20 protein-coding genes are annotated in these 26,583 nt (G+C 64.3%); 17 read left to right on the forward strand and 3 right to left on the reverse strand.

Features of this window, described 5'->3' with window-relative positions:
- The 8 genes from V7116_RS16505 to V7116_RS16540 all read left to right on the forward strand — a co-directional run.
- A partial coding sequence (locus V7116_RS16505) for an FTR1 family iron permease (RefSeq protein ID WP_324393054.1) occupies window positions 1–2,138 on the forward strand: 2,138 nt, incomplete at its 5' end.
- Between the two features lie 11 nt (window positions 2,139–2,149).
- Window positions 2,150–3,214, forward strand: a complete 1,065-nt coding sequence (locus V7116_RS16510; protein WP_324393055.1) for an imelysin family protein — start codon at window positions 2,150–2,152, stop codon at window positions 3,212–3,214.
- A gap of 251 nt (window positions 3,215–3,465) precedes the next feature.
- Window positions 3,466–5,868 carry an FTR1 family protein gene (locus tag V7116_RS16515; protein ID WP_324393056.1) on the forward strand — a complete coding sequence of 801 codons (2,403 nt, stop codon included), beginning with the start codon at window positions 3,466–3,468 and terminating at the stop codon, window positions 5,866–5,868.
- 337 nt (window positions 5,869–6,205) lie between these two features.
- Window positions 6,206–7,234 (forward strand): ABC transporter substrate-binding protein, encoded by a 1,029-nt coding sequence (locus tag V7116_RS16520; RefSeq protein ID WP_324393057.1) that lies wholly within the window; start codon window positions 6,206–6,208, stop codon window positions 7,232–7,234.
- A 240-nt stretch (window positions 7,235–7,474) separates the two neighbouring features.
- On the forward strand, window positions 7,475–8,350 hold the full coding sequence (locus V7116_RS16525; RefSeq protein ID WP_324393058.1) for a nitrilase-related carbon-nitrogen hydrolase: 876 nt from the start codon (window positions 7,475–7,477) through the stop codon (window positions 8,348–8,350).
- 6 nt (window positions 8,351–8,356) lie between these two features.
- Window positions 8,357–9,208 (forward strand): ABC transporter permease, encoded by an 852-nt coding sequence (locus V7116_RS16530; protein WP_324393059.1) that lies wholly within the window; start codon window positions 8,357–8,359, stop codon window positions 9,206–9,208.
- A gap of 2 nt (window positions 9,209–9,210) precedes the next feature.
- The gene (locus V7116_RS16535; RefSeq protein ID WP_324393060.1) at window positions 9,211–10,002 is read left to right on the forward strand and encodes an ABC transporter ATP-binding protein; all 792 of its coding nucleotides are present in this window, start codon (window positions 9,211–9,213) and stop codon (window positions 10,000–10,002) included.
- Window positions 10,003–10,063: 61 nt separating this feature from the next.
- A complete protein-coding gene (locus tag V7116_RS16540) occupies window positions 10,064–11,065 on the forward strand; it encodes a glycoside hydrolase family 130 protein (protein WP_324393061.1) in 1,002 nt (333 codons plus the stop codon).
- Between the two features lie 258 nt (window positions 11,066–11,323).
- On the opposite strand, the gene V7116_RS16545 is transcribed toward V7116_RS16540, so the two are convergent.
- Window positions 11,324–12,136, reverse strand: a complete 813-nt coding sequence (locus V7116_RS16545) for a hypothetical protein (RefSeq protein ID WP_324393062.1) — start codon at window positions 12,134–12,136, stop codon at window positions 11,324–11,326.
- A gap of 298 nt (window positions 12,137–12,434) precedes the next feature.
- Here V7116_RS16545 and V7116_RS16550 point away from each other — a divergent pair, with 298 nt between their 5' ends.
- The 9 genes from V7116_RS16550 to V7116_RS16590 all read left to right on the forward strand — a co-directional run bounded on the left by V7116_RS16550 (window position 12,435) and on the right by V7116_RS16590 (window position 22,708).
- On the forward strand, window positions 12,435–13,892 hold the full coding sequence (locus tag V7116_RS16550) for an aminotransferase class V-fold PLP-dependent enzyme (RefSeq protein ID WP_324393063.1): 1,458 nt from the start codon (window positions 12,435–12,437) through the stop codon (window positions 13,890–13,892).
- A gap of 70 nt (window positions 13,893–13,962) precedes the next feature.
- Window positions 13,963–14,490, forward strand: coding sequence for a DUF305 domain-containing protein (locus tag V7116_RS16555; RefSeq protein WP_324393064.1), 528 nt, complete (start codon window positions 13,963–13,965; stop codon window positions 14,488–14,490).
- 366 nt (window positions 14,491–14,856) lie between these two features.
- Entirely contained in the window at window positions 14,857–15,237 is a 381-nt protein-coding gene (locus tag V7116_RS16560) for an OsmC family protein (protein ID WP_324393065.1), read from the forward strand.
- 33 nt (window positions 15,238–15,270) lie between these two features.
- Window positions 15,271–16,239 carry an ABC transporter permease gene (locus V7116_RS16565; RefSeq protein WP_324393066.1) on the forward strand — a complete coding sequence of 323 codons (969 nt, stop codon included), beginning with the start codon at window positions 15,271–15,273 and terminating at the stop codon, window positions 16,237–16,239.
- Window positions 16,232–17,125, forward strand: coding sequence for an ABC transporter permease (locus V7116_RS16570; protein ID WP_324393067.1), 894 nt, complete (start codon window positions 16,232–16,234; stop codon window positions 17,123–17,125). The genes V7116_RS16565 and V7116_RS16570 overlap by 8 nt, the downstream gene beginning before the upstream one ends.
- A gap of 78 nt (window positions 17,126–17,203) precedes the next feature.
- Window positions 17,204–18,823, forward strand: coding sequence for an ABC transporter substrate-binding protein (locus tag V7116_RS16575; RefSeq protein ID WP_324393068.1), 1,620 nt, complete (start codon window positions 17,204–17,206; stop codon window positions 18,821–18,823).
- 349 nt (window positions 18,824–19,172) lie between these two features.
- Window positions 19,173–20,744, forward strand: a complete 1,572-nt coding sequence (locus V7116_RS16580) for an ABC transporter substrate-binding protein (protein WP_324393069.1) — start codon at window positions 19,173–19,175, stop codon at window positions 20,742–20,744.
- A gap of 87 nt (window positions 20,745–20,831) precedes the next feature.
- Window positions 20,832–21,854, forward strand: a complete 1,023-nt coding sequence (locus tag V7116_RS16585) for an ABC transporter permease (RefSeq protein ID WP_324393070.1) — start codon at window positions 20,832–20,834, stop codon at window positions 21,852–21,854.
- Between the two features lie 5 nt (window positions 21,855–21,859).
- Window positions 21,860–22,708, forward strand: a complete 849-nt coding sequence (locus V7116_RS16590; protein WP_324393071.1) for an ABC transporter permease — start codon at window positions 21,860–21,862, stop codon at window positions 22,706–22,708.
- 144 nt (window positions 22,709–22,852) lie between these two features.
- On the opposite strand, the gene carB is transcribed toward V7116_RS16590, so the two are convergent.
- Window positions 22,853–26,080, reverse strand: coding sequence for a carbamoyl-phosphate synthase large subunit (gene carB / locus V7116_RS16595; RefSeq protein ID WP_324393072.1), 3,228 nt, complete (start codon window positions 26,078–26,080; stop codon window positions 22,853–22,855).
- A gap of 5 nt (window positions 26,081–26,085) precedes the next feature.
- Window positions 26,086–26,583, reverse strand: a 498-nt coding sequence (locus tag V7116_RS16600; RefSeq protein ID WP_324393073.1) for a glutamine amidotransferase-related protein, incomplete at its 5' end; no start/stop codon positions are given.

Here is a 26,583-nt window from a genome sequence, read left to right on the forward strand (position 1 = left end):
AATCCGCGCAGGCGCTTTACAACGACCACCTGAGCGCGCAGATCGAGGCCGCCGCGCCGGAAGCGAGCGTGCTAGTGCAGGATGCCCTGGCACGCGCCCGGACCGCCGCCGAAGCTGGTGACGGCCCGGCGCTGGCCGCCGCACGCGGACAGATCTGGACCGGGCTGCTGTGGGCCAGCTACGACGCGGCCTTGGCCGCAGTGGACGCGGGCGATCCGGACGCCGCAAACGACTGGCTGCGCCTGCGCGAATACCGGCAGGCGACCAAAGTCAGCGTGGTGGATAACCCGGCGGCGCAGGCCATCGCCGCGCTGAACGCGGGCACGATCACGCCGGATGCCGCGCGCGAGACCGTGGGCAACGACCTGCGCGACGCGTATTTCTTCCGCCTGCGCGATGCGCTGAGCGAACTGGAAGACACCGCCAGCAAAGAATTCACCGTGCGCAGCGCCGAATGGGCGGGCGAGTTGCGCGGCTACTTCGCGCTGCTGCGGAGCGACTTCGCGGCCAAACAGGGCGAGGACGCCGCCGCCGCGCTGGACGATCACCTGCGCGCGCTGGAGGCCGCCGCCATCGCAGGCGAGTGGGAGACCGTCGCAGCGGAAATGGACGCCGTGCAGACCGCCATCGCTTCGTACCAGCCCGTCGTGCTCGACGCGGACGCCCTCGCGCAGCGCGCGCAGCTTTTGCACACCTTCGTCAACCTGATCTACACCGAATACAAAGACGGCGTGCGCAACGGCGAAATTGCGCTTGAGATCGAGTACCGCGAGGCCGTCACCTTCCGCGATCAGGCTGCTGCCGCATTCCAGGAACTGCGCCCGGCCATCGCCAGCGCCGATCCCGACACGGCGGAGCGCATCGAGACGCTGCTGGCCGAACTGGATACGCGCATGGCCGCGCTGGACGATCCGCAGACGGTCCAGACGCTCGTCGCGGAAACGTCAGATCTGGTCGAGCGCACGCTGAGCGTGTCGGCGGCCAGCGACGACAGCTCGGCGTTCGTGGTGATCGACACGCTGCTGACCGAACTGGTGCAGGCCGTCGAGCAGGGCGACTACGCCGAGGCGGATCGCCTGCGCCTGGAAGCCTACGCCATGTACGACAGCGGGCCGGAGCTGCGGCTGGCGCATCGCGCGCCGCGCCTGGGGCACGACGTGGAGAGCCTGTTCTGGGAAGGCACGAGCGACCGGGACGGGCTGGGCACGCTGATCGACCGCGAGGCCCCGGCAGAGGACGTGCAGGCCACGGTAACGCATCTCAACGCGAAGCTGGACGAGGCCAAAACGTTCCTGGATCAGGGCGTCAGCGCGTGGCTGGCGATGCTCAACAGCGCCGCGATCATCATCCGCGAAGGGCTGGAAGCCGTGCTGGTCATCGGCGCAATCCTGGGCTACATGCGCGCCACGAAAAGCCCGCGTAAGTTCAGCGCGTGGGTGTATGCGGGCGTCGCCGCCGCGATCGGGCTGAGCCTGATCACGTGGTGGGCGGCTAACCGGATCATCACCATTACCACGGCCAACCGCGAGCTGATCGAAGGCGTCGCCAGCCTGATCGCCGTGGGCGTGCTGTTTTTCGTCACCAACTGGCTGTTCCACAAAACGTACGTGGTCGATTGGGTCAGCTTCGTGCGCGAGAAGGTCGGCACGGCGCTGACCAACGGCTCCGCGCTGACGATGGCCGGGCTGGGCTTCACCGTGGTGTACCGCGAGGGCTTCGAAACGGTGCTGTTCTACCAGGCGATGCTGTTCGACGCCGCCCCGCTGCCGACGCTGATCGGGTTCCTGCTCGGCGCGGCGATCATCATCGTCGTTGCCGTGCTGATCCTGCGTATGAGCAAGCGCCTGCCGCTGAAGCCGTTCTTCACCGGGACGACCGCGATCATGCTGCTGCTGGCGTTCAACTTCACCGGGGCGGGCATCCGCGAGCTGCAAGAGGCGGGCGTGATCGGGGCCACGCTGCTGCCGATCGTCCCTGAAAACCTGATCCTCTCCGAGACGCTGGGGCTGTATCCCACGCTGGAGACGATCCTGGCGCAAGTGATCTTCGTGGCTGCGATCGTGGTCACGTTCAGTTACAGCCGGTGGCAGGGCACGCGCAAGGCGTCGTCGCAGCCTGCCCCCTCACCATCCCACTAGGAGGGTTGTTCATGTTCAAACGTCTGGCACTCTGGGTGGCCGTCATCGCGCTGGTTGGCTCGTTCGCCGTGCCAGTCGCCTCGGCGCAGGAAGACGCCGATCTGAGCGCGATCAAAGCGTACGCGCTGGAAAAGGCCACCGCAATGAAAGCCGGAACCGAAGCGTTTCTGGCTGGCGCGCAGGACTATCACGACCTGATCGACGCCGCCGGAGACGAGCCATACGCGGCGGTCTGGGCCGACGATCCCGACGGCGTGAGCGCGCTGATCGAGCAGATGCGCACCGACTGGCTGAACGCCAGCGTCAACTACGAGCAAAACGAAGGCATCATCGCGGGCGTGCCGTCGCTGGCCTATTACGACACGCTGCTGGACGCGGGTCCCTCCGCTGAGGAAGCGCCCGACGAAGCGCTGGACTGGTCGCTCGTCCTGCCGGACGGCACGGAGCTTGCCAGCCCCGGCAACCTGTTCCACCACCTGTCCGAACCGGCGCTGTATGGCACGAATCCTGAGTTCGTGGCGCTCGACGCAGACCTGAACGGGGACGGCGAGATCGGTTACACGGAAGCACTGCCGGACGCGAATCTGCTGCTGGGCATCGCGCAGCGCCTGGACGACGAGACGGGCAACATGATCGCGGCGCTCGAGGACTGGGAGCCGACGCTCGAAGACGCCTTCACCGCGCTGCTGGTGATGATCCCGACCATGAACGAGTACTTCGGACAATGGCGCGACTCGGCCTTCATCGAGGGTAACGCGGCGGCAGAAGAGTCGTTCGTCGCCGTCAGCCGCCTGTCGGACATCTTGAGCATCCTCACCGGGCTGGATCTGGTGTACGACAGCGTGTCGCCGGTCGTCGCGGCGCAGGACGCCGAGCTGGATGCGCAGATCAATGCGGGCTTCGATGACCTGATCACCTTCGTGGACGATCTGTTCGCGCAGGAGCAGGACGGCACCGCCTTTGCCGCCGAGGAAGTGGACTTCTTCGGCACGGAAGCGCAGGACAAGGCCGAGACGCTCGCCGCGCAGGTCGCGCAAGCCGCGGATCTGGCCGGGCTGATGATCGTGCTCGACTAACGATGGGAGTTACCGTTGGGAGACGGTTCCGGCGAGGGCGTAGATGGGTACGCCCTCGTTACCGTTCCCGGCAGCAGTTGACCTCACCGCTCAGCCCTTGGCAAAGATCAAATTCAGGGCGGGTTTCAAACCCGCCCCTACAAAACCCTATTGGACAAGGTTTTCTCCCCTCTCCAACTTGATTGGAGAGGGGCCGGGGGTGAGGTTTCTTTTTTGTTCGCATGAACATTTCTAGACCACATGGTGAAGGTATGGCACGTCTCACACACGTTTTCAACGCACTGATCGCCGTCATGCTGGTGGCGCTGCTGGCGCTCGCGGGGCTGGGCGCGGGCCGCGTCCACGCGGACGAGACCGCGCCGTGGCAGGTTGCGGGCCAGATCCACGACCTGACGTTCGACGCGCAGCGCGCACTCTTCGCCGCAGCGCGCCAGGACGGAGCCGCCACAGATGCAGTAGACGCTATCCGGCAGGCACAGGCGCTCTACGACGAGGCGCTGCATGGATCGCTGCAAGCGCTCGCGCCGGAGGCGGACGCGCAGATCGTGGCCGGGCTGGACACCGCCGCGATCGCCGCCGCATCAGGCGACACGCTGGCGCTGGCCTCGGCACGCGGGCAGATCTGGACCGGGCTGCTGTGGGGCAGCTACGACGCGGCGCTCGCCACGCTCGAACAGGGCGATCTGGACGCGGCGCGCGAATGGCTGCGGCTGCGCGAATACCGGCAGGCGACAACGGTCAACGTAGTGAGCAGCCCGGCAGCGCAGGCGATCACCGATCTGGCGACGGGCACGACCGACGCCGAGACGGCCCTGGCGCGCGTGGGCAACGACCTGCGCGACGCGTATTTCTTCCGCCTGCGGGACGCGCTCAACGAAGCCGAAAGCAACATCGAGCGGCAGTTCGGGACGCGCGCCGCCGAATGGACTGCTCAGGCAAGCGGCTACTTCGCCCTGCTGCGCCCGGATGCAGCGGCCAAGCTCGGTGAAGACGCGGCCAGCGCCGCCGCTGGCGATCTCGCGGCGCTCGAAGACGCCGTGCGCGCGGAAGACTGGACCGCCGCCGCCCGGCACCTCGACGCGGCACGATCCGCGCTGAGCGCGTACCAGCCCGTCGAACTGAACGACGCGGAGATCCAGCAGCGCGGCGGACTGCTGCACCTCTACGTCACGCTGATTTACACCGAGTACAAAGACGGCGTGCGCAGCGGCGCGATCTCGAACGAGATCGAGTACCGCGAGGCGGTCACGTTCTACGAGCAGGCGCGCGTCGTGTTCGAGGAGCTTCAGCCTGCGCTCATGCAGGCCGATTCCGCCGCCGCCGAGCAGATCGCGGCGCTGCTGGACCAGATCGACGCGGCGATACAAGCGTATGACGACAAGGCCGTAGTCGAGGGGCTGGTGAACGAAACCGCCGACCTCGTGAGCGGCACGTTGGGCGTCGAAACGAATACAAACGACCTGTCCGCGACGTTCGTCACGCTGTACAGCCTGCTCAATGACGTGGTGCTGCACGTTCAGGCGGGTGACTACAAGACCGCCGAGCAGGTGCGCGTGCAGGCCTACGCGATGTTCGACGCCGGGCCGGAAATGCGGCTGATGGCGTTCTCGCCCCAACTGGGCGCGGAGATCGACGGGCTGTTCTGGAGCGGCTATGGCGATCATCGCGGGTTGGCGGAAGCACTCGACGCACAGGCCCCCGCCGAAGAGATCGAAGCCACGCGTGCCGCGCTGGTCGGGGCGCTGAAGGACGCGCAGCTCACCATCGGGGATACGTCCGGCGCGCCGCTGGCGATCATCACCAACACCGCCGTGATCGTCTTCCGCGAAGGGCTGGAAGCAGTCGTGATCCTGGCCGCGCTGCTGGCGAGCATGGTGCACCGCTACCGCGAGTACCGCCGCCCGGTCGCGCTGGGCGTGGTGCTGGCGTCGATCGCCACGCTGCTGACGTTCGTCGCAGCGCAGTCGCTGCTGTCCAGCCTGCGCCAGTACGGCGAAAAGCTGGAAGCGGTCGTCTCGGTGATCGCCATCGGCGTGCTGCTGCTGATCACTAACTGGTTCTTCCATAAGGTCTACTGGACCGACTGGCTGGCGCGCTTCCACCGCTATAAGTCGAAGGCGCTCAAGCTGGACGCCGGGCAGTACGTCGCGCTGGTGACGCTCGGATTCACGAGCGTATACCGCGAGGGCTTCGAGACGGTGCTGTTTTTGCAGGCGCTGACGCTGGACGCGGGCGTGTCGATCGTGCTGCAAGGCGTGCTGCTGGGGCTGGCCGGGGTGCTGCTGGCGGGATACCTCACCTTCCGGCTGCAAAAGCATCTGCCCTACATGACGATGATGGTCTTCACCGGCGTGCTAATCGGCGGCGTGCTGGTAACGATGGTCGGGCACACCGTGCGCGTGATGCAGACGGTCGGCTGGCTGCCCATTACGGGCGTCGGCACGACACAGTTCCCGTTCTGGGCGGGGCAGTGGCTCGGCCTCTATGCCACCTGGGAAGGGCTGATCTTGCAGGTCGGCGCGGGCGCGTTCGTGATCGGCAGCTACTATCTGGCGGAGTTCATGAAAAAGCGCGAGCGCGCACAGCACGCGCAGCGCCGCGTGGCGGACACGCAAGGCGCGGCCCGGGAACACGGGCTGGGGATTGGGGATTAGGACAGGGCAAAAACGGGGGTATACGCCCCCGTTTTTTGTTACCTATGTCTCCGAACGCGCGGCAATCCGAGGAGCGCGGGTAGGAGCAATTCATGAATTGCCCCTACGGACCTGCATCGTGTTTCCCTGCCAATCATCTCGCAGCCGGAACCAACGCCTATCGACTACCACGTAAGATCTGTCTTTCAAACTGAGCGCGAACGGCTTACAGCGAAGGGCTATTTGACGTCTTTGACAATTGAACCCGGCTCACTTTTATGCCATGCTGTTTAAAATGGCCTGCCGGGTTCCGTCCGGCAGCGATCTCCCAGGCTTTTAACACCCGTTGGAGGACGAAATGCAGCGTCAACTGAAACATGTGCTCGCAGCCCTCATGATCGGTGCGGTCGCGCTCGGCGCACTGCCCGGTATCGCACATGGGCAGGATATGCCCAGCGTCAAGCTCGGCGTGCAGCCCTGGCTGGGCTATGGCCCGTGGTGGATCGCCGCCGAAAAAGGCTTCTTTGAGGATCGCGGCCTGGACGTCGAGGTGATCGACTTCACCTGGGACCAGGACATGAACGCGGCGCTCGCCAGCGGGCGCATCGATGTCGAAGCGGCAGCGACCAATACGCTGATCGCCCTGATCAACCAGGACGTCGATGCCCAGGCGTTCCTGCTGCTGGATGCGTCGTTCGAAGCGGACGCGATCATCGCCAACAAAGACATTACCTCGATCGAAGACCTCGCAGGCCGCGAAGTCGCCTACGAGCCGGGCAGCACCAGCGACCTGCTGCTGAACTATGCCCTGAGCGAAGCCGGGCTGACCATCGACGACGTAATCCCCGTGCCGATCGCCGCGTCTGACGCGGGCGCAGCCGTCATCGCCGGGCAAGTGGACGTGGCCGTGACCTACGAGCCGTACATCTCGGCGGCGCTGAGTGGCCGTGACGATTACGGCGTGCTCTACTCCGCGGCGGAACGCCCCGGCCTGATCAGCGACGTGATGATCGCGCAGCGCTCTTTCATCAGTGAGAATCCCGACGTGATCGAAGCCCTGGCGCTGGCCTGGGACGACGCGATCGCCTACCTGCGCGAGAATCCCGACGAGGGCGGCCAGATCATCGCGGACGCGGTCGGCAGCGACATGGAAGAATTCACCGTCGCGTTCGAGGGCGTGCAGGTGTTCAGCCTGGAAGAAAACGCGGTGGAATTCTCCGGCGATTTCCAGGAGACGTTCGCCACGGTGGGCGAGATCATGATGGGCCTGAACCCGGATGAAATCACCGTCGCGCCGACGCCGGAAGATGCCTTCGCGGTGGATTACCTCGACGCGTATCTGCCCGCCGAGATGCCGACACCCGACGCGACCGAGGCGGCGAGTTAAGGCCGAGAGGCATGTGGTAGGGGGCGAAACAGACCTCACCCCCAGCCCCTCTCCAATCAAGTTGGAGAGGGGAGACAAGCAGGTTAACCTGTAGGGGCGGGTCACAGACCCGCCCATCCTATCTTTCCCGCGCGGGAAGGTAGGGAACCGTATCAAACGACCATGAGGAACGGAGGAACGCGGCGCGGGGATCGATCCTCGCGCCGCCGCAGCATTATGACGCTTGGAAGTGCACATGGAGTGAGCAGCGCGCTCTCGGTCATCGTCGTCCAGATGCTGCCCGTCAGCGCGGCGAGCATGGATGAGGTGGCGCAAAACGTCGAGACGCTCTGCGCGTGGATGGACCGCGCGAAGGCCGGGTTCCCCGGCGCGGACCTGATCGTCTTCCCCGAAGGCTCGCTGCAAGGCTATCACGTCACGGCGTGGTTGGACACGGTCGTCGATCTCGACGGACCGGAAGTGAGCGCGCTGGCGGCGCACTGCAAGGCCACCGGCCTGTGGGCGCATTTTTCGCTGTTGGAGCGCAACCCGCACGGCGGCAAGCCGTTCAACACGTCGCTGCTGATCAATAGCGAGGGCCAGATCGCGCTGCGTTACGTGAAGGTCAACCCGTGGGTGCCGCTCGAAGAAACGACGCCCGGCGACGAGTTCTGCGTGGTGGACGGCCCGAAGGGATCGCGCCTGGGCGTGATCACGTGCTACGACGGCGATCTGCCGGAGTCCGCGCGCGAGGTCGCCATGATGGGCGCGAACGTGCTCATTCGCGGCGCGGCCTATATGGAACCCTACGGCGATCCGTGGGTGTTCACCAACCAGGCGCGGGCCTGGGAAAACACGATGTACGTGGTCGCCGCCAACCAGTGCGGCACGGACCCGATGTACACCTACACCGGGCGCAGCATGATCGTCAACTTCGACGGGCGCATCCTGGCCGACCTGTCGCGGGACGCGGAAGGCATGACCAAAGCCGACCTCTATCCCGCACTGGTGGACGAAGCCCGCGCGCAGTACGGCGAACAGAATCACCTCTACAATCTGACGCATCGCGGCCACTCCGCCGAACCGCCGGAAGGCCGCCGCAGCAACCCGTACCGCTTCTACCGGAACTGGAAATAAACGCCCGTGAACTCCCAATCTGTTTCTGAAACGACCGCCCTGCCGGTGGTGCCGCCGCCGCGCAAGCGCCGCGTGCGCCTGTTCGCCCTGCGCGAAGACATCCCACGACCGGTGTACATTTTTGCCGGGATCGGTTTCATCGCCCTGGTGCTGATCGCGTGGAGCATCGCCACCTACGGCGGCTACATCTCCGACCTGTTCCTGCCCACGCCCGGCGCTGTGATCAACGAGGGGATCGAGCAGTACCGCGACGGCATCCTGGTCGGAGACGCCAAAGTCAGCATCTACCGCATCGTGGTCGGCTGGGGTATCGCCACACTGTTCGCCGTGCCGATCGGCCTGCTGATGGGCAACTTCAAGTTCATCGAGGGGCTGCTAGAGCCGTTCATCGACATCGTGCGCTACATGCCGGTCGTGGCGCTCGTGCCGCTGACGATCCTGTGGGCGGGAATCGGGGACCAGCAGAAATTCGTGATCCTGTTCATCGGCACGTTCTTCCAGGAAGTGCTGCTGATCATGGACAACGTGAAAACCGTGCCCCAGGACTTGATCCGCGTGGGCTACACGCTGGGCATGAGCCGCCTGGAGATCCTGCGCGGGATCATCTTGCCCGCCGCGCTGCCGGGCATCTGGGACACGTTCCGCATCACGCTCGGCTGGACGTGGACCTATCTCGTCGTGGCCGAGCTGGTCGCCGCGCGCAACGGCCTGGGCCGCCGCATCATGGAGGCGCAGCGCTATCTGGCGACGGAGCAGATCATCTTCGGCATCCTGTTCATCGGGTTGTTGGGCATCGTCACGGACTACTTCTTCAAGATCACCGGGGCGTACCTGTTCAAGTGGACGAAGGAGCGCTAGCCGTGAGCCAGCCCAAAGTCACCGTACAGAACGTGTCGCACCGCTTCGGCAGCGCGACGTCGGGCCTGCTGGTGCTGGACGACGTCAGCCTCACCCTGGCCGACAACGAGTTCGTGTCCATCGTGGGTACGTCCGGCTGCGGCAAATCGACCCTGCTCAACATCATCGCCGGGCTGATCGAGCCGCAGGCGGGCGACATCCTGGTCGACGGCAAATCCATCGACGGGCCGGGCCGCGACCGGGGTGTGGTGTTCCAGACGTACACGCTGTTCCCGTGGCTGACGGTGCGCAAAAACGTCGATTTCGCGCTGCGGAAAAGCAAGCTGCCCAAAAGCGAGCGGCAGGCGCTGGTCGAGCACTACATGGGCACGGTCGGGCTGAAGGGGTTCGAGGATTCCTATCCGAACCAGCTTTCGGGCGGGATGCGCCAGCGCGTCGCGCTGGCGCGGGCGCTGGTCTACAGCCCGAAGGTGCTGTTGATGGACGAGCCGTTCGGCGCGCTGGACGCACAGACGCGCGGCATGATGCAGGAGCTGCTGCTGCGCGTGTGGGAGGAGCACCGCATCACGGTGCTGTTCATCACGCACGACGTGGACGAGGCGATCTTCATGTCCGACCGGGTGGTGGTCATGACTGCGCGACCGGGTACAATCAAGCGTGAGGTCAGGGTCACGCTGCCGCACCCGCGTACCTACGAGGTGATGACTACGACCGAGTTTATCGACATCAAGCACACGATCATCGAGGCGATCCGCGAGGAAACGTTGAAGTCGATGGCCGTGGGCATGGGTTGATTTTCCGCCCCGGCGCGCGGCATGCCCAGGGGCTTCTCGCCTCATTCACCAGGAGCAACACATGACGAGCGCACTCTCTTCCAGCACCATTCTTGGCGCGCCGCTGCCGAGCATCCCGTGGGAGGACCGCCCCGCCGGATCGGACGCGGTGATCTGGCGCTACAGCGGCAACCCGGTCATCCCGCGCGACCTGCTGCCGCGTTCCAACAGCATCTTCAACAGCGCGGTCGTGCCGTTCGAAGGCGGCTTCGCGGGCGTGTTCCGCGCGGACGATACGCGCCGTATCATGAATATTCACAGTGGTCGCAGCGCGGATGGCCTGACGTGGAACATCGAGCCGGACCCGATCGAGTTCGTCTGCGACGATCCGGAAATCGGCGCGTTCGCCTACCGCTACGATCCGCGCGTGTGCTGGCTGGAAGATCGTTATTACGTGACATGGTGCAACGGCTACCACGGGCCGACCATCGGCGTGGGTTATACGTACGATTTCAAGACCTTCACGCAGATCGAAAATGCCTTTTTGCCCTATAACCGCAACGGCGTGTTGTTCCCGCGCAAGATCAACGGGAAGTACGCCATGCTGAGCCGCCCCAGCGACACGGGCCATACGCCGTTCGGGGACATGTTCTACAGCGAAAGCCCGGATATGGAGCACTGGGGCAAACACCGCTTCGTGATGGCCCCCAAGCCCTGGACGTGGCAGAGCACCAAGATCGGCCCCGGCCCCACGCCGATCGAGACGACCGAGGGCTGGCTGCTGATTTATCACGGCGTGCTGACCTCGTGCAACGGCTTCGTGTACAGCATGGGCGCGGCCCTGCTGGATATCGACCAGCCGTGGAAGGTGCTGTACCGCACCGCGCCCTATTTGATGTCGCCGCAGAAGCTGTACGAGTGCGTGGGCGACGTGCCCAACGTCGTGTTCCCGTGCGCGGCGCTCACCGACGCGGCGACCGGGCGGCTGGCGATCTATTACGGCGCGGCGGACACGGTCACCGGGCTGGCCTTCGCCCAGGTGGACGAAATGATCGCGTTCGTGAAGGCGAATTCTGAGGTGTAAAAACGGGCGCGGGGCGGCGTAGCAACCTCACCCCCGGCCCCTCTCCAATCAAGTTGGAGAGGGGAGACAAGCAGCGTTAAAAAAGTTTTGTAGAGGTGGGTCTGTGACCCGCCCGTTTTTTTGCGGCAAATGGCATAGACGCCGTAGGGGCGTATTGCGATACGCCCCTACGCAAACCGCCCCTGGGCGATGTCCCCAACAAAAAACGGCCACCCGCGCACAACATCGGGTGGCCGTTGGATTTTCAGGCGGCAATGCCTATTGAAGCTGGTCGTCCAGCGGGCCGACGATGACCGGGATCACCGCGTCGCAGACCAGGTTGATCTCACGGCGCTGCGCGTCGTCGTAGTCGCCTTCGACTTCCTGGGCGACGGCCACCACCGGGAACAGCGTCGCGGGCGCGTCGTAACCGCGACGCGCCAGGGCGCGGCCCATCACTTCACGCGCGGCGCGCACGGTCGCGCCGGAGCTGTAAATGTCGTCCACGAGCGTCACCTGCCCGCCGCGCTCCAGGATCTCGACCATACGATCCGCCACGGACGGCAGCACGGCCATGTGCTTGATCTTGCCCGTGATCGGCTGGTATGAAACGGTCCAGCCCGGCAGATCGCTTTCGCGCACGCCCTCGGCTACCAGCGCGGCCTGCACCGCGTCCAGATCCATGCCGCCGAGCAGCGTCACCAGCGGGATCGAGCGGTCCAGGGATGTCCCGGCGCGCTGCACCGCCGCCGCGATCATGCCTTCCGACTTGGACGACGCGGGCTGAATCGTCAGATCAGGCGCAATCTGCGTCAGCGCAGGCGCGATCAGGTCCACGCCGACCTGCCCGGCCTCGTTTTCGAGCGGATCGAACCACGCGATCCAGACGGGGGGCACGTCCTGCTTGCCCGCATTCACATTCTTAAGGGGCAGATAGGCGGTAAGCCCGTTCGCGGAGAGCGGCAGCACCGGCTGGCCCTCGACCGCGCGAACATCATTTTTGGTCAACACCTGCCGAGGCGAACGATCCAAAAGCGATAAGTTTGCGTTCATCGTCGCAGCAAAGACGCTTTCTTCAACTTCAAGAATCATGGGAGTGTGCCGCCTTGGGACTCTAACTCGAATGGGACGATGGGGTTCGGGGGCCGCCAAAAACGGCGGCGCGCCGTGTCGTCCCTCGGCCCGGCTGCACGGCGCAGCGTGAACCGTGGGGTGACTTCAGTATTTTACCGGAAAACCAGCCGCCGCCAAGATCAACCGCCCTGCCCAGCATGAATTTTCGTTGAATCTGACAAGGAACCTTTGTACAGAGTGGCAGCAGGGCATTGGAGCAGAGTATTATTTGGGCAAGTTGGACCGATGACCGCTCTACGCAGACAGGTAAATAGTGATGCAAGAAACCACACCGCAACACGCAGATCCGCTCGAAAAAGATGACTGTTATCTGACCGCATTCGCCGCTTTCCGGGAGGCGCACCCCGAATTTGACGTCGAGGCGCTGGAAAGTCTACGCGCGCGGGACTATGCGCGCCTGGACGATCTGGGCCACACCTACCTCGACTACACGGGCGGCGGGCTGTACGCCCAAAGCCAGATCGACGCGCACATGCAGATGCTGCACGGCGGCGTGTACGGGAACCCCCATTCCAGCAATCCCACCTCAAAAGTGATGACGCAGCTCGCCGAACAGGCGCGCGCCGCCGTCCTGCGGACGTTCAACGCCTCGCCGGACGACTATGCGGTGATCTTCACCCAGAATGCCAGCGGTGCGCTGAAACTGGTCGGAGAATCGTACCCGTTCGGGCCGGGCAGCGCCTACCTGCTGACCTTCGACAACCACAACTCGGTCAACGGCATCCGTGAATTTGCGCGGTCCAAAGGCGCAAGCATCACCTACGTGCCGGTGCTGCCGCCCGACCTGCGCATGGACGAAGCCCGTCTGGAAAGCCTGCTCGACGCGGCCCAGCCGGACGCGCACAACCTGTTCGCCTATCCGGGCCAGTCGAATTTCTCCGGCGCGCAGCACAGCCTGGAATGGATCGAGCGGGCGCAGGCAAAGGGCTGGAACGTATTGCTCGACGCGGCGGCCTTCGCGCCGACCAACCGGCTCGACCTCAGCCGCTGGCAGCCCGATTTCGTCTCGCTGTCGTTTTACAAGATCTTCGGCTATCCCACGGGCGTCGGCGCGCTGATCGTGCGGCGCGCGGTGTTGGGCAAACTGCACCGGCCCTGGTTCGCGGGCGGCACAATCACCATCGCGTCCGTGCAGGGCGACGGCTACTATTTGCAGGAAGGCGAGGCCGGGTTCGAGGACGGCACGATCGATTATTTGAACATCCCGGCTGTGGAAATTGGCCTCAAGCACATCGAGTCGGTGGGCATCGACACGATCCATACGCGCGTGCTGGCGCTGACCGACTGGCTGATCAAGGCGCTGCTGGACCTGCGTCACGCCAACGGCGCGCCGCTGGTGCACTTTTACGGCCCGACCAACACCGACCGGCGCGGCGGCACGGTGACGTTCAACCTGTTCGATCCCGCCGGGAAGCTGTTCGATTACCGCGAAGTCGAGGCGGAAGCCAACGTACTCAACATCTCGCTGCGCACCGGCTGCTTCTGCAACCCCGGCGCAGGCGAGCAGGCGCACGGCATCACGCGCGACGATCTGGCGGACTGCTTCGGGCAGGGCCACGAGCGCATGACGTTCGAGGAGTTCATCCGCGTGATGAGCACGCGCGAAAAGGACGCCGTGGGCGCGGTGCGCGTCTCGACCGGCGTCGCATCGAACTTCGCGGACGTGTACCGCTTCGTGCAGTTTGTGGGCACGTTCCTGGACCGTCAGGCGTAGCGGAAGAGGCAGTTTGAAATTTCCAGTGCTACGATCCCAAAAAGGGATAACGAGTATTGGAAGGGAAAACATGACCCAAGATCAGAAGTCTGGTTACCTCAGATTCGCTGCGATGATCGTGACCTCGATGGTTGTGATGTTCGGGCTGATGTATCTGAACACCTACAAACTTTCACATGTGCGCTGGAGCGAGACGCGCGTCTTTATGACGTTCATCATGGGCGCGGCGATGGCCGTGATTATGCTGAGCTTTATGCGAGGCATGTACAGCAATACGCGGGTCAATATCGCCATCTATCTCGGCAGCCTCGTGGTCTTTTTGGGCGCGCTGTTTCTCGTCCGCAGCCAGGCCACCGTGGGCGATTCGGCTTACATGAGCGCGATGATTCCGCATCACTCAATCGCGATCCTGACCAGCGAAAACGCCAACATTGAGGATGTGCGCGTACGGGAGTTGGCCGACGGAATCATCGAGGCGCAGCGCCGCGAAATCAAGGAAATGGAATGGCTGATCGATGACATTCACGAAAACGGAATCGCCTCGACGCAGGCGGAGGCGGACGCCCGCCCGGTGCCTGAGTTCGAGGCCGCGCCGTAGTTGAGTGCCTGTGTGGAAACACGCCGCGAACGCAGTGATTGATTTTTGAGCGCGTCAGGGGATCGGGCATGTTTCGGCCCGCGACTGCGCTCACCGCTGCGGACGGGGCGCTTTGCAGCACCTTTACGCTGGCCGCTCGTGAAGCTATGGAGCGGCCAGCTCTTATATCCTCTTCATACGGAATGCAATACCCCGTCCCTACGCTTGTGAAGTGTCTCATTCAAGGGTCGAATTCGCTTGTTAGATTGCACAATTTCGAACTTGTGACATTTGATTTTCGAGTATTCTCGCTATAATACCCGCCAATATTTCCATGCCGCCGCGCCAGTTGCGTTCGGGCACCACCCCACCCCCGCAGGAGGCTCCTTGATCCAAACGCTTGAGATGGACGTTTCGTTCCCCGGCGACGAACGTGTCGATGCCGATTTTGAAGGGATGCACATCCCTACCGGCGAAGAAGGTGGGCCTTCTCCGTTCGACCTGTTCCTGGCGAGTATCGCCACGTGCGCGGGCATCAAAGTGCTGTATTTCTGCAACGAACGCGAGATTAGCACCGAGGGGTTGAGCCTGAAACAGCGCATGTTCTACAACCCTGAAAACCGGATGTTCGAGAAAATCGAGATCGACATCCAGCTGCCGCCCGATTTCCCCGAACAGTACCGTGATGCTGTGGTCCGGGCAGCCAACACCTGTGGAGTCAAGCGTCACCTGTTCAATCCACCGGAATTCGACGTACACGTATCTTGATCGACACGCACGCTATACGGTGAAAGCCAATCCATGTCCCGGTATGTCATTCGTCGCATCATCCAGGCAATACCGCTGCTCGTGGCTACCTCGATCCTTGTCTTTGCGATCCTCGAACTCGCCCCAGGCGACCCGACGCAAATGTACATGGACCCGGACAAGGCCACCGACCCCGAATATCTCGCGCAGGTGCGCGAAAGCCTGGGGCTGAACGAACCCGTCTACGTGCGTTATGGCGCGTGGCTGTCCAAGACGCTCCAGGGCGATCTGGGCTTTTCGTTCCGCACCCGGCGCGCGGTCACGTTCGAGATGGGCGAGCGCCTGCCGAACACGCTGCTGCTCGGCGGCGTGGCGCTGCTGATCTCGATCATCATTGCGCTGCCCATCGGCATCATCTCGGCGCTCAAGCGCTATACCCTGCTCGACTACGCGTTAAGCACGCTGGCGCTCGTCGGCATTTCCGTGCCCGTCTTCTGGATCGCGCTGCTGCTGCTACAGGTCTTTTCCATCCAACTGGGATGGCTGCCCGCCGTCGGCATGCACGACATGCGCGAGGAATATACGGGCTGGGCCAACGTGGTAGACGTGCTCAAACACATGATCCTGCCCGCCACTGTGCTCAGTCTGGCGCAGACGGCGAGCTGGTCGCGCTACCAGCGCTCGGCGCTGCTGGAAGTGCTCGACCAGGACTACATCCGCACCGCGCGCGCCAAAGGGCTGCGCGAGCGCCGCGTCATCATTCGGCACGCGCTGCGCAACGCCCTGATCCCGATCGTGACGCTGATCGGGCTGTCGGTGCCGTCCATCGTCACGGGGGCGTTTATCACCGAGACGATCTTCGGCTGGCCGGGCATGGGGCGGCTGGGCGTCGAAGCCATCGACGGGCGCGACTACCCGATCATCATGGCCGTTACGATGCTGTCGAGTCTGGTGATCATTTTAGGTAACTTGCTCGCCGATATCGCGTACGTATGGGTCGATCCCAGGATTCGTTATGAGTAGCACCGCCGTTACACTCTCACAGCCTTCTCAAAAAGCACGCTCCGAGTGGCGGCTGATCTGGCGGCAGTTCCGCAAGCACAAACTGGCCGTGATTAGCGCCGTACTGCTGATCGTGCTGGCGCTCGTCGCCATCTTCGCCGACCAGATCATCCCGTATGACCCCAACGCGATCGACGCGGCCTATGCGCGCGGGCGGCCCCAGCCCCCGACTGCCGAGCATCTCTTCGGCACGGACAACTACGGGCGCGACTACTTCTCCCGCGCGATCATCGGGCTGCGCGTCTCGCTGTTCGTGGCCGTTTCCGCCGTGGTCTTCCAGATCCTCGTCGGCGTCGTGATCGGCGCTGTGGCGGGCTACTTCGGCGGGTGGGTCGATAACGCGCTGATGCGATTTACGGATATCTTCTTATCCATCCCATCCTTTTTCCTGCTACTGATCGTCTCCGGGATCTTCGGCGGCACAATCTTCACGCTGATTTTGCTGATCGGCCTGTTGAGCTGGATGACCGTGGCGCGGCTGCTGCGCGCGGAGATTCTCTCGCTCAAAGAGCGCGACTTCGTGCTGGCGGCGCAGTGCATCGGCGTGTCGGGCCGCCGTCTGGTGATGCAGCACCTGCTGCCCAACGCGCTGGCGCCGATCATCGTGTCTGCGACGCTGGCCGTGCCATACGCCATTCTGACCGAGTCGTCGCTGAGCTTTCTGGGACGCGGCGTCCCGCCGCCCCACTCCAGCCTGGGCAAGATGATGGAAGACGCCCAGCAGTGGCTGCGCACCGCGTGGTGGATGTGGGTCGTGCCCGGATCGATCATTTCGGCCATTGTGCTGACGTTCAACTTCGTGGGCGACGGCCTGCGGGATGCGTTCGATCCCCGCCTGCGCCGTTAGCCGCCGCATATTCCTTTGGGCTTGCCGCATCCTGATCTTCGAGGATGCTTGTGTTCGGTTTTTGCAGGGAGGACTTCAATGAGGAAATCGTTGGCTGTTTTGCTGGTGCTGGTGCTGCTCGCCGTCCCGATGGCCGGAGTTATGGCTCAGGGCGACGATGATGGCGCCGGTTTTGAATGCCCGACCCAGGGCGGCACGATGATCACCGCCTACGGGGCGGACCCCCGCACGCTGAGCGGCCTGTATGCCAATGACGGCAACAGCCTGTTCATCGTTACCTTCATGGCCGAACCGCTCATCCTCGGCGGCGAGAACTGGGGCGACAAGATCGAACCGGCCCTCGCTGAATCGTGGGACATCTCCGACGACGGCCTGGAATATACCTTCCACCTGCGCCAGGACGTCACCTGGCACGACGGCGAACCCTTCACCGCTGAAGACGTGCTGTTCACGTACGAAGCCGTGCTGCTCGAAGACAACGCCATTAGCTGGCGCGCCAACCTCATGCAGGGCGACGAACCCATGCAGTTCGAGGTCGTGGACGATCACACGTTCAAGGTCATCCTGAGCGAGCCGAACGCCGCCGTGCTGACCGCGCTGTCGATCCCGATCGTGCCCGCGCACGCTTTCGAATCGACCAGCATGCTCGAAGCGCCCTACAACACCAACCCGATCACCACGGGTCCGTTCAAGTTCGTGGAATGGAACACGGGCGAAAGCGTGACGCTGGAAGCCAATCCCGACTACTGGCGCGGCGCGCCCTGCCTCGACCGCATCGTGATCCGCTTCATCGAAGGCGCGGCCAACCAGGCCAACGCGCTGCTGGCCGGCGAGCTGGACTTCGCCCGCGTTGACGGTGCGGACCTCACGCCGTTCGAGAACAATCCTGACTTCGTGCTTCAGACCGCCCCGCGCGACCTGATGCGCTATGTCGGCTTCAACAACCTCAGCCCGATCTACGGCGACGCCGCCGTACGCCGCGCGCTGGCCGTTGGCCTCGACCGTCAGGCGATCATCGACATTTCCGCCAGCGGCTACGGCCTCCTGGCCGATTCGGTGTTCAATCAGGCCGTGTTCATGTACGAGCAGGGCCGCAACGCGCAGTACGAGTACGATCCCGAAGCGGCGCAGCAGATGCTGGCCGACGCTGGCTGGACCGATACCGACGGCGATGGCATCCTGGACAAGGACGGCCAGCCGATGCACCTGCGTCTGGCATATTCGGGCACGTGGTCGCTGATGCAGTCGATCGCCCCCATCGTCTACGACAACTGGCGCGCGCTGGGTGTTGACGTGGAACTCGCACCGCTGGACGACGCGCAGGTCTACGAAGAGATCTACGACAACGTCAGCACGGAAAAGCCGTACGACGCCATGCTCGGCGGTTGGGGCCTGTTCGGACCGGAGCCGGATCACTACCGCAGCTTCTACGCCGACGCGACCAGCTATCTGGCGTACGACAACCCCGAAATCACGGCGATGTTCGCCGAGGGCCGCACCGTCACCGACGAGCAGGCGCGCTACGACCTGTACGCCGAGATCGACAGCAAGCTGTGGGAAGAACTGCCCATGATCCCGATCTACCAGTCGGTCGGCGCGTGGGTGTATCGCTCGGACCTGAACATCGACGCGGCGGAACTGAACGGCACGTTCCTGACCGGTCTGAAGTATTCGGGCCGCGTGTACTTCGAGAACTAAGCATCATGCATCGTCCCTGGCGGTGTGCAGCCCGTACACCGCCAGGGCGATCTCCCCCTCAGTACATGGCGAACTTTTTGTTTCCCATTTAATATTTGTGCAAAGTTACTAATTGAAAGCCGCCGCGACCGTTTAAAATGGCAGGGACACTATGTCGCTGCGGACCACTCACTCAAGCTCGCTCCAGCAGTTGATATTCCAGTGCAACCGCCCGGTGTGTCTTTTTTTACTCGAACCGCACCGATTCCGGTAACAGACTAAAAATAACGATCCCATCCACAACACCTCTGTGAAGCACATTTACCAGCGTGGTAAGTGGCAGTCGTTTTTTATACACAAGGAGAAGAAGATGCGCCGATTTTTAGTTCTGCTGCTCGTGCTCAGTTTTGTGGCGATCCCGCTTGGCGGCGTTGTCGCCCAGGACGAGAAGGTGCTGGTCGTCGGCCTGTCCGAAGACTACAGCCGCCTCGACCCGGGCCGCGCTTACGAGCCGGGCGGCTCGTTGGTGTACCATTCGGTGTACGACACCCTGGTCACCTTCCCCTCGGACTCGACCGCCGAAATTCTGCCGAATCTCGCGTCGGAGTGGAGCATTTCCGATGACGGTTTGGTCTACACCTTCACCCTGCGTGACGACGTGACGTTCTCCAACGGCGATCCGCTGACCGCCGAAGACGTGGTATTCAGCATCAACCGCATGAAGAACCTGAAGGACAACCCGTCCTTCCTGGCCGACACCATCGCCAGCGTCGAGGCTGTGGACGACCTGACCGTGGCGCTCACGCTGACCGCGCCCGATCCCGCGATCCTGGCGAAGCTGGTCTTCGACGCGTTCTCGATCGTGAACGCCGAGGAAGTCCAGGCCCAGGGTGGCACGGACGCCGAAGACGCCGCCGAGACGGACACCGCCGAAGCATGGTTCAACGGCAACTCCGCCGGGACCGGCCCGTACGTGCTCGAAAGCTACGAGCCGGGCGTGCAGACCATCCTGGCGCGCAACGAAGCCTACTGGGGCGATGCGCCGTACTTCGACCGCATCATCATCCAGAACCTGCCCGAAACCGCCACGCAGAAGCTCTCGCTCGAAGCGGGCGACATCGACATCGCCATGGACGTGATCGCGGACCAGCTGCCCTCGTTCGAGAGCAACCCCGACATCACCGTCTTCTCGACCCAGAGCGACACCCTGATCTTCCTGCTGTTCAACCAGGACCCCGAAGTCGGCGGCCCGATGAGCGATCCGCAGGTGCAGAAGGCCGTTCGCTACGCGCTGAACTACGCAGAACTGGCGTTCCTGAGCGGTGAAGGCGCGAACACGCCTGCCGCGATGGTTCCGATCGGCTTCGCGGGCGCGCTCGACCCGTCCGAGGGCGTCGCGCAGGACGTGGACATGGCGAAGCAGATCCTCTCGGACGCGGGTTACGCGGACGGCTTCGACGTCGACCTGGAATACCCGGACTTCAACTACATCGGCACGGACTTCAACGTCGTGGCGCAGAAGGTCCAGGCGGACCTCGCGGCGGTGGGCATCAACGTGACGCTCGTCCCGCAGGAATTCCAGACCTCGCTCGACCTGTACCGCACCGGCGCACAGGGCTTCAGCCTCTGGCTCTGGAACCCGGACTACCAGGACACGCTCGACTACGTTGAGTTCCTGCCGGGCGGCGTCGTGGGCCTGCGCGCGAACTGGACCGACGAGAACGCGGACCAGGAAATCCTGGACCTGCGCGATCAGGTCAAGGTCGAAACGGACGACGCGGCCCGCATCGACCTGTTCACCCAGATCCAGCACTACGAGCAGGAAAGCGCGCCGTTTGCGCCGCTGTTCCAGCCGGGCGTGCACTTCGCCTATCGCAGCGATCTGCAAGGCTTCGCCTACAACGGCCAGTGGCGTGTAGACCTGACCCAGCTCAGCTACTAATCCGCTGAATCGTTGACCGTTTGTCGTGCGGCGAGGTCGGTTGATCTCGCCGCACGTTTACCGCACCGTTTCACCTAGAGAGCTGCCATGTCGCTTTACCGCTACCTCGCGCGGCGTCTGCTGCTGCTGATTCCACTGCTGATCGGGATCTCCCTCGTCTCGTTTCTCATTTCGAACGCGCTGCCCGCCGATCCCACTGCCGCCAACCTGGGCGAGCGCGCCGCCGCCGACCCGGAAATCGTGCAGGCCTTCCGCGACAAGTGGGGGCTGGACGATCCGCTGTACGTGCAGTACCTGTCCTACATGCGCAACCTGCTGAAAGGGGACATGGGCACGTCGATCCGCAGTCACAGGCCCATCGTGGACGAGTTGAGCAAGTACCTGCCCGCGACGATCGAGCTAGCGACGTTCGGCATCGTGATCAGCATCCTGGCCGGGATCGTGTTCGGCGTGATCTCCGCCGTGTGGCGCAACCGCCCGATCGACTTCATCGTGCGCATCATCTCGCTGATCGGAGTCAGCGCGCCGGTCTTCTGGCTGGCGCTGCTGGGGCTGATCGTTCTCTATTTGCGCTGGGGCATCGTGCCCGGCCCCGGACGGCTGGATGCGCGCGTCATCCCGCCGCCCAACGTCACGGGCATGTACACCATCGACAGCCTGCTCGCGGGACAGTGGGACGTGTTCCGCAACGCGCTGTCTCACCTGATGCTGCCGTCGGTGGTGCTGGCCGCCTATTCCGTGGGGCTGATCACGCGCATCACGCGCTCGTCGATGCTGGAAGTGCTCTCGCAGGAATATATGAACACAGCGCGCAGCAAGGGCCTGCGCGAGCGGCACGTCATCCTGCGGCACGGGCTGCGCAACGCGCTGATGCCGGTGGTGACCATCATCGGCCTGTCGTACGGCAACCTGCTCTCCGGCGCGGTGCTGACCGAAACGATCTTCGCGTGGGAAGGCATCGGGCGCTACGCCTACAACGCCGCGCGCACCCTCGACTTCCCGGCGATCATGGGCGTGACGATGCTGATCGCGATCGTCTTCGTCGTGACCAATCTCGTCGTCGATATGCTCTACTATTTCCTTGATCCGCGTCTGCGCTATCAAGGCTGATGCTCATGACACCAAGACTCAACATCATTCGCCGCCGCGCCCGCCAGAATCCGCTGATGGTCGCCGGTATCCTGATCTGCATCGCGTGGATCTTCGTCTCGATCTTCGCCAAATACGTCGCGCCGTACGATCCGCTGGAACAGAGCATCATGGAACGCCTGATGGGCCCCAGCAGCGCGCACCTGTTCGGCACAGACCAGTTGGGGCGCGACGTGCTTTCGCGCGTGTTGTACGGCGGGCGGATCTCGCTGCCTGCCGGGCTGCTGGTCGTCACCAGCGCGATGATTATCGGCACGATCTTCGGCGCGATCACCGGCTACGTAGGCGGGATGGCCGACGAGCTGCTGATGCGCTTCACCGAAATTTTCATGGCGTTCCCGATCATCATCCTGGCGATGGCGATCGCCGCCGCGCTGGGACCGAGCGTGCGCAATGCCGTGATTGCCATGATCGTGGTGTGGTGGCCGAACTACGCGCGCATCGTGCGCAGCCTCGTGATCCAGGTGAAGTCGAACCAGTACGTCGAATCGGCGCAGGCCATCGGCGCGTCGCCCCTGCGCATCCTGTTCATCACGATTCTGCCCAACTGCGTCGCGCCCGCGCTGGTCATGGCGACGCTGGACATCGGCAACGCGATCCTGATCTTCGCGGGCCTGAGCTTCCTCGGCGTGGGGCCGGAACCCTCCGCAGCGGAATGGGGCCGCATGGTCTCGGACGGCATCGACCATTACGACCAGTGGTGGCTGAGCGCGTTCCCCGGCATCGCCATTTTCACGGCGGTGATGGCGCTGAACTTCATCGGCGACGGCCTGCGCGATCTGGCCGACCCGCGCACGCGTAAGGCGGTAGGATGACAGCAGCCATTAGCGGTTAGCCAGGAGCAAGAGCACCTCACCCCCGGCCCCTCTCCAATCAAGTTGGAGAGGGGAGCAAGCAGCATAAACAAGGGTTTGTAGGGGCGTATTGCGATACGCCCCCGACGAAGTGCGATGCGCTCGTTATACCGTGTGGTGGTGCGCTTGCAGGCTGCGGACGCGGATGTCTTTCGCCTTCAGCGCCTGGATGCCGTTCAGCGCCGCCTGCGCCGCGCTGAGCGTCGTCAGCAGCGGCACGCCGTAACGCACCGCCGTGGTGCGGATGCGCATCCCGTCGCTGTGGGCGTCGGGACCGAGCGGCGTGTTGATGATCAGGTCGAGCTTGCCCTCGCGGATCAGGTCCTCGACGTTAGGTCCGCCCTCGCTGACCTTGCTGATCACGGTCACGTTCAGCCCGGCCTGCACGAAAAACGCCGCCGTGCCGCGCGTCGCCACGAGATCGAAGCCCAGCCGTTTGAAGTCACGCGCCAGCTTGAGCGCCGCGCTCTTGTCGAAGTCGTTCACGCTGAGGAACACCGTGCCCGACATCGGCAGCCGCAGCCCGGCGGCCAATTCCGCCTTGGCGAAGGCCAGCCCAAAGCGCGACGCGTGGCCCATCACCTCGCCCGTGCTGCGCATCTCCGGGCCCAGGATGGCGTCCACACCCAGGAATTTCTTGAACGGCAGCACCGCCTCCTTGACGAAAAACCCGTCCACGCGCGGTTCTTCGATCAGGCCGAGATCCGCGAGGCGCTCGCCCAGGATGACGCGCGTCGCCATGCGGGCCAGCGGCACGCCGACCGCCTTGCTGACGTAGGGGATCGTCCGGCTGGCGCGCGGGTTGACTTCGAGCATGTACACGATATCGTCCTTGATCGCGTACTGCACGTTCATCAGGCCGCGCACGCCCAGCGCGAGGCCCATACGCTCGGTGTATTCGCGAATGTGCGCGAGGTGGTAGGCCGAGATCTTGTAGGGCGGGATCACGCAGGCGGAGTCGCCGCTGTGCACGCCCGCTTCCTCGATGTGCTGCATCACGCCGCCGATCACGACGCGCTCGCCATCCGCGATGGCGTCCACGTCCACCTCATAGGCGTCTTCCAGGTAGTGATCGATCAGGATCGACTGGCCGGGCATGGTGTCCAGCGCCGCATTGACGTAACCCGCCAGCGCGTGCTCGTCGTAGACGATCGCCATCGCGCGCCCGCCCAACACGAACGAAGGCCGCACAATGACCGGGTACCCGATCTCCCGCGCGACGACCCGCGCCTCGGCCAGCGAGGCGGCCATGCCGTGCGCCGGGCTGGGGACGTCCAGTTCCGCCAGCAGCGTGCCGAACTGCCCGCGATCCTCCGCGGCGGCGATGGCGTCCGGCGACGTGCCGAGCACCGGCACGCCGTGCGCCACCAGCGCGCCCGCCAGATTGAGCGGCGTCTGCCCGCCGAACTGCAAGACCACGCCCTTGAGCGGCTGCTCACGCGCGATGACGTTCAGCACGTGCTCCAGCGTCAGCGGCTCGAAGTACAGCCGGTCGGACGTGTCGTAATCGGTGCTGACCGTCTCCGGGTTGCAGTTGACCATCACCGCTTCGTAACCCGCCGCGCGCACGGCCATCGCGGAGTGCACGCAGCAGTAATCGAACTCGATGCCCTGGCCGATGCGGTTGGGGCCACTGCCCAGGATGATCACCTTTTCGCGGTCGGTGGGCAGCGCTTCGTCTTCCGTCTCATAGCCGCTGTACAGGTACGGCGTGCGCGACTCAAACTCCGCCGCGCAGGTATCGACCATGTGGAAGGTGGGCAGAATACCCAGCGCCGCGCGCCGCGCCCGCACGTCAACAGCGGTCAGATCGCCGCCCGGCGACAGCAGCGCCGCGAGGTGCTCGTCCGCGAAGCCGGTACGCTTGGCCGCGCGCAACAGGTCCGGCGGCAGCGCGTCGAGCGCGCCGCACGCGGCGATCTGCGCTTCCAGCGTGGCGATGTCCGCGATCTGCGCCACGAACCAGGGATCGATCTGGCTGGCGGCGGCGACTTCATCCACCGTGCGCCCGTCGCGCAGCGCTTCCCACACCGCCCAGATGCGTTCCGCGCGGGCGTCACCCAGGCTCGCCAGATCGCCGTCCCAGACGCGGACGGCGGGCGTGGGGAACGGCGGGCGGCTGAGTTCCAGCGAGCGCAGGCCCTTGAGCAGCGCTTCTTTGAACGTGCGCCCGATCGCCATCGCCTCACCGACGGATTTCATCTGCGGGCCAAGCGCGGGATCGACGCCGGGGAACTTCTCGAAGGCCCAGCGCGGCAGCTTGGCGACCACGTAATCGATGCTCGGCTCGAAGGCGGCGACGGTCGTCTGCGTGATGTCGTTGCGCAGCTCGTCGAGCGTATAACCGACCGCCAGCAGCGCGGCCAGCTTGGCGATCGGGAAGCCGGTCGCCTTGCTCGCCAACGCCGACGAGCGGCTGACGCGCGGGTTCATCTCGATCACCAGCACGCGCCCGTCGGCGGGATTGACAGCAAACTGCACGTTGGAACCGCCCGTCTCCACGCCGACCGCGTGCATCACGGCGCGGGCCTGATCGCGCAGGCGCTGGTATTCGCGGTCGGTGAGCGTCATGGCCGGGGCGACGGTGATCGAGTCGCCGGTATGCACGCCCATCGGATCGATGTTTTCGATGGAGCACACGACCACGAAGTTATCCGCGCGGTCGCGCATCACTTCCAGCTCGTATTCCTTCCAGCCGAGCACGCTTTCTTCGACCAGCACGGAGCCGACCGGGCTTTCGCTGAGGCCGAAGGTCACTTTTTCCTCGAACTCGCCCGCGTTGTAGACGATGCCGCCACCGCTGCCGCCCAGCGTGAACGAAGGCCGGATCAACAGCGGGAAGCGCCCGATGCTGTCCGCGATGCGCTGCGCCTCGTCCAGAGAGGAGGCCAGCCCGCCCTGCGGCACGTCCAGCCCGGCTTCGTTCATGGCCTGCTGGAACAGCAGCCGGTCTTCGGCCAGCTTCATCGCCTCGACGCTCGCGCCGATCAGCGCCACGCCGTAGCGGTCGAGGATGCCCAGATCGGCCAGTTCGACCGCGGCATTGAGCGCCGTCTGCCCGCCGACCGTGGGCAGCAGCGCGTCAGGGCGCTCCTGCGCGATGATCAACTCCAGCACGTCCGGCGTCAGCGGCTCGATGTACGTCGCGTCGGCCAGATCGGGATCGGTCATGATGGTGGCGGGATTGCTGTTGACCAGCACCACGCGGTAGCCTTCGGCCTTGAGCGCCTTGACCGCCTGTGTGCCGCTGTAGTCGAACTCGGCGGCCTGCCCGATCAGGATCGGCCCGGCCCCGACGATCAGGATCGTGTGAATATCGGTTCGCTTGGGCATCTGGGTTACTCCGCCTCCCCGCCGGACCGCGCCGCCATCAGCGCGACGAACTCATCGAACAGCGGCAGCGCGTCGTGCGGCCCCGGCGCGGCTTCGGGGTGATACTGGATGCTCAGCGCGGGAATGGTGCGGTGGCGCAGGCCCTCGCAGCAGTCGTCGTTCAGGTTGACGTGCGTCATCTCGACGTCCGGCGGCAGGCTGGCCGGATCGACGGCGAAGTTATGGTTGTGCGCGCTGATCTCCACGCGGCCCGTGGGCAGGTGCTTGACGGGCTGGTTGCCGCCGTGATGCCCGAACTTGAGGCGATACGTCCGCCCTCCCAACGCTTGGCCGAGCAACTGGTGGCCCAGGCAGATTCCGAAAACCGGGACCTGCCCCAGCAAGCCCTGCGTTGCTTCGACCGCATAGGGCAGCGCGGACGGATCGCCGGGACCGTTGCTGAGCAGCACGCCGTCCGGATGCAGCGCCAGCGCGTCGCGGGCGGGGGTCAGCGCGGGCACGAC

This window comes from Aggregatilinea sp., from assembly GCF_036822615.1.
Classification (GTDB): Bacteria; Chloroflexota; Anaerolineae; order Aggregatilineales; family Aggregatilineaceae; genus Aggregatilinea.

Excerpts from the sequence above, each read along its gene's own strand:
- V7116_RS16515 (WP_324393056.1), top strand. The coding sequence starts at position 3,466 with ATGGCACGTCTCACACACGTTTTCAACGCACTGATCGCCGTCATGCTG.
- V7116_RS16520 (WP_324393057.1), top strand. The coding sequence starts at position 6,206 with ATGCAGCGTCAACTGAAACATGTGCTCGCAGCCCTCATGATCGGTGCG.
- V7116_RS16555 (WP_324393064.1), top strand. The coding sequence starts at position 13,963 with ATGACCCAAGATCAGAAGTCTGGTTACCTCAGATTCGCTGCGATGATC.
- V7116_RS16565 (WP_324393066.1), top strand. The coding sequence starts at position 15,271 with ATGTCCCGGTATGTCATTCGTCGCATCATCCAGGCAATACCGCTGCTC.
- V7116_RS16550 (WP_324393063.1), top strand. The coding sequence starts at position 12,435 with ATGCAAGAAACCACACCGCAACACGCAGATCCGCTCGAAAAAGATGAC.
- V7116_RS16545 (WP_324393062.1), bottom strand. The coding sequence starts at position 12,136 with ATGATTCTTGAAGTTGAAGAAAGCGTCTTTGCTGCGACGATGAACGCA.
- V7116_RS16575 (WP_324393068.1), top strand. The coding sequence starts at position 17,204 with ATGAGGAAATCGTTGGCTGTTTTGCTGGTGCTGGTGCTGCTCGCCGTC.
- carB (WP_324393072.1), bottom strand. The coding sequence starts at position 26,080 with ATGCCCAAGCGAACCGATATTCACACGATCCTGATCGTCGGGGCCGGG.
- V7116_RS16570 (WP_324393067.1), top strand. The coding sequence starts at position 16,232 with ATGAGTAGCACCGCCGTTACACTCTCACAGCCTTCTCAAAAAGCACGC.
- V7116_RS16510 (WP_324393055.1), top strand. The coding sequence starts at position 2,150 with ATGTTCAAACGTCTGGCACTCTGGGTGGCCGTCATCGCGCTGGTTGGC.
- V7116_RS16590 (WP_324393071.1), top strand. The coding sequence starts at position 21,860 with ATGACACCAAGACTCAACATCATTCGCCGCCGCGCCCGCCAGAATCCG.
- V7116_RS16580 (WP_324393069.1), top strand. The coding sequence starts at position 19,173 with ATGCGCCGATTTTTAGTTCTGCTGCTCGTGCTCAGTTTTGTGGCGATC.
- V7116_RS16540 (WP_324393061.1), top strand. The coding sequence starts at position 10,064 with ATGACGAGCGCACTCTCTTCCAGCACCATTCTTGGCGCGCCGCTGCCG.
- V7116_RS16585 (WP_324393070.1), top strand. The coding sequence starts at position 20,832 with ATGTCGCTTTACCGCTACCTCGCGCGGCGTCTGCTGCTGCTGATTCCA.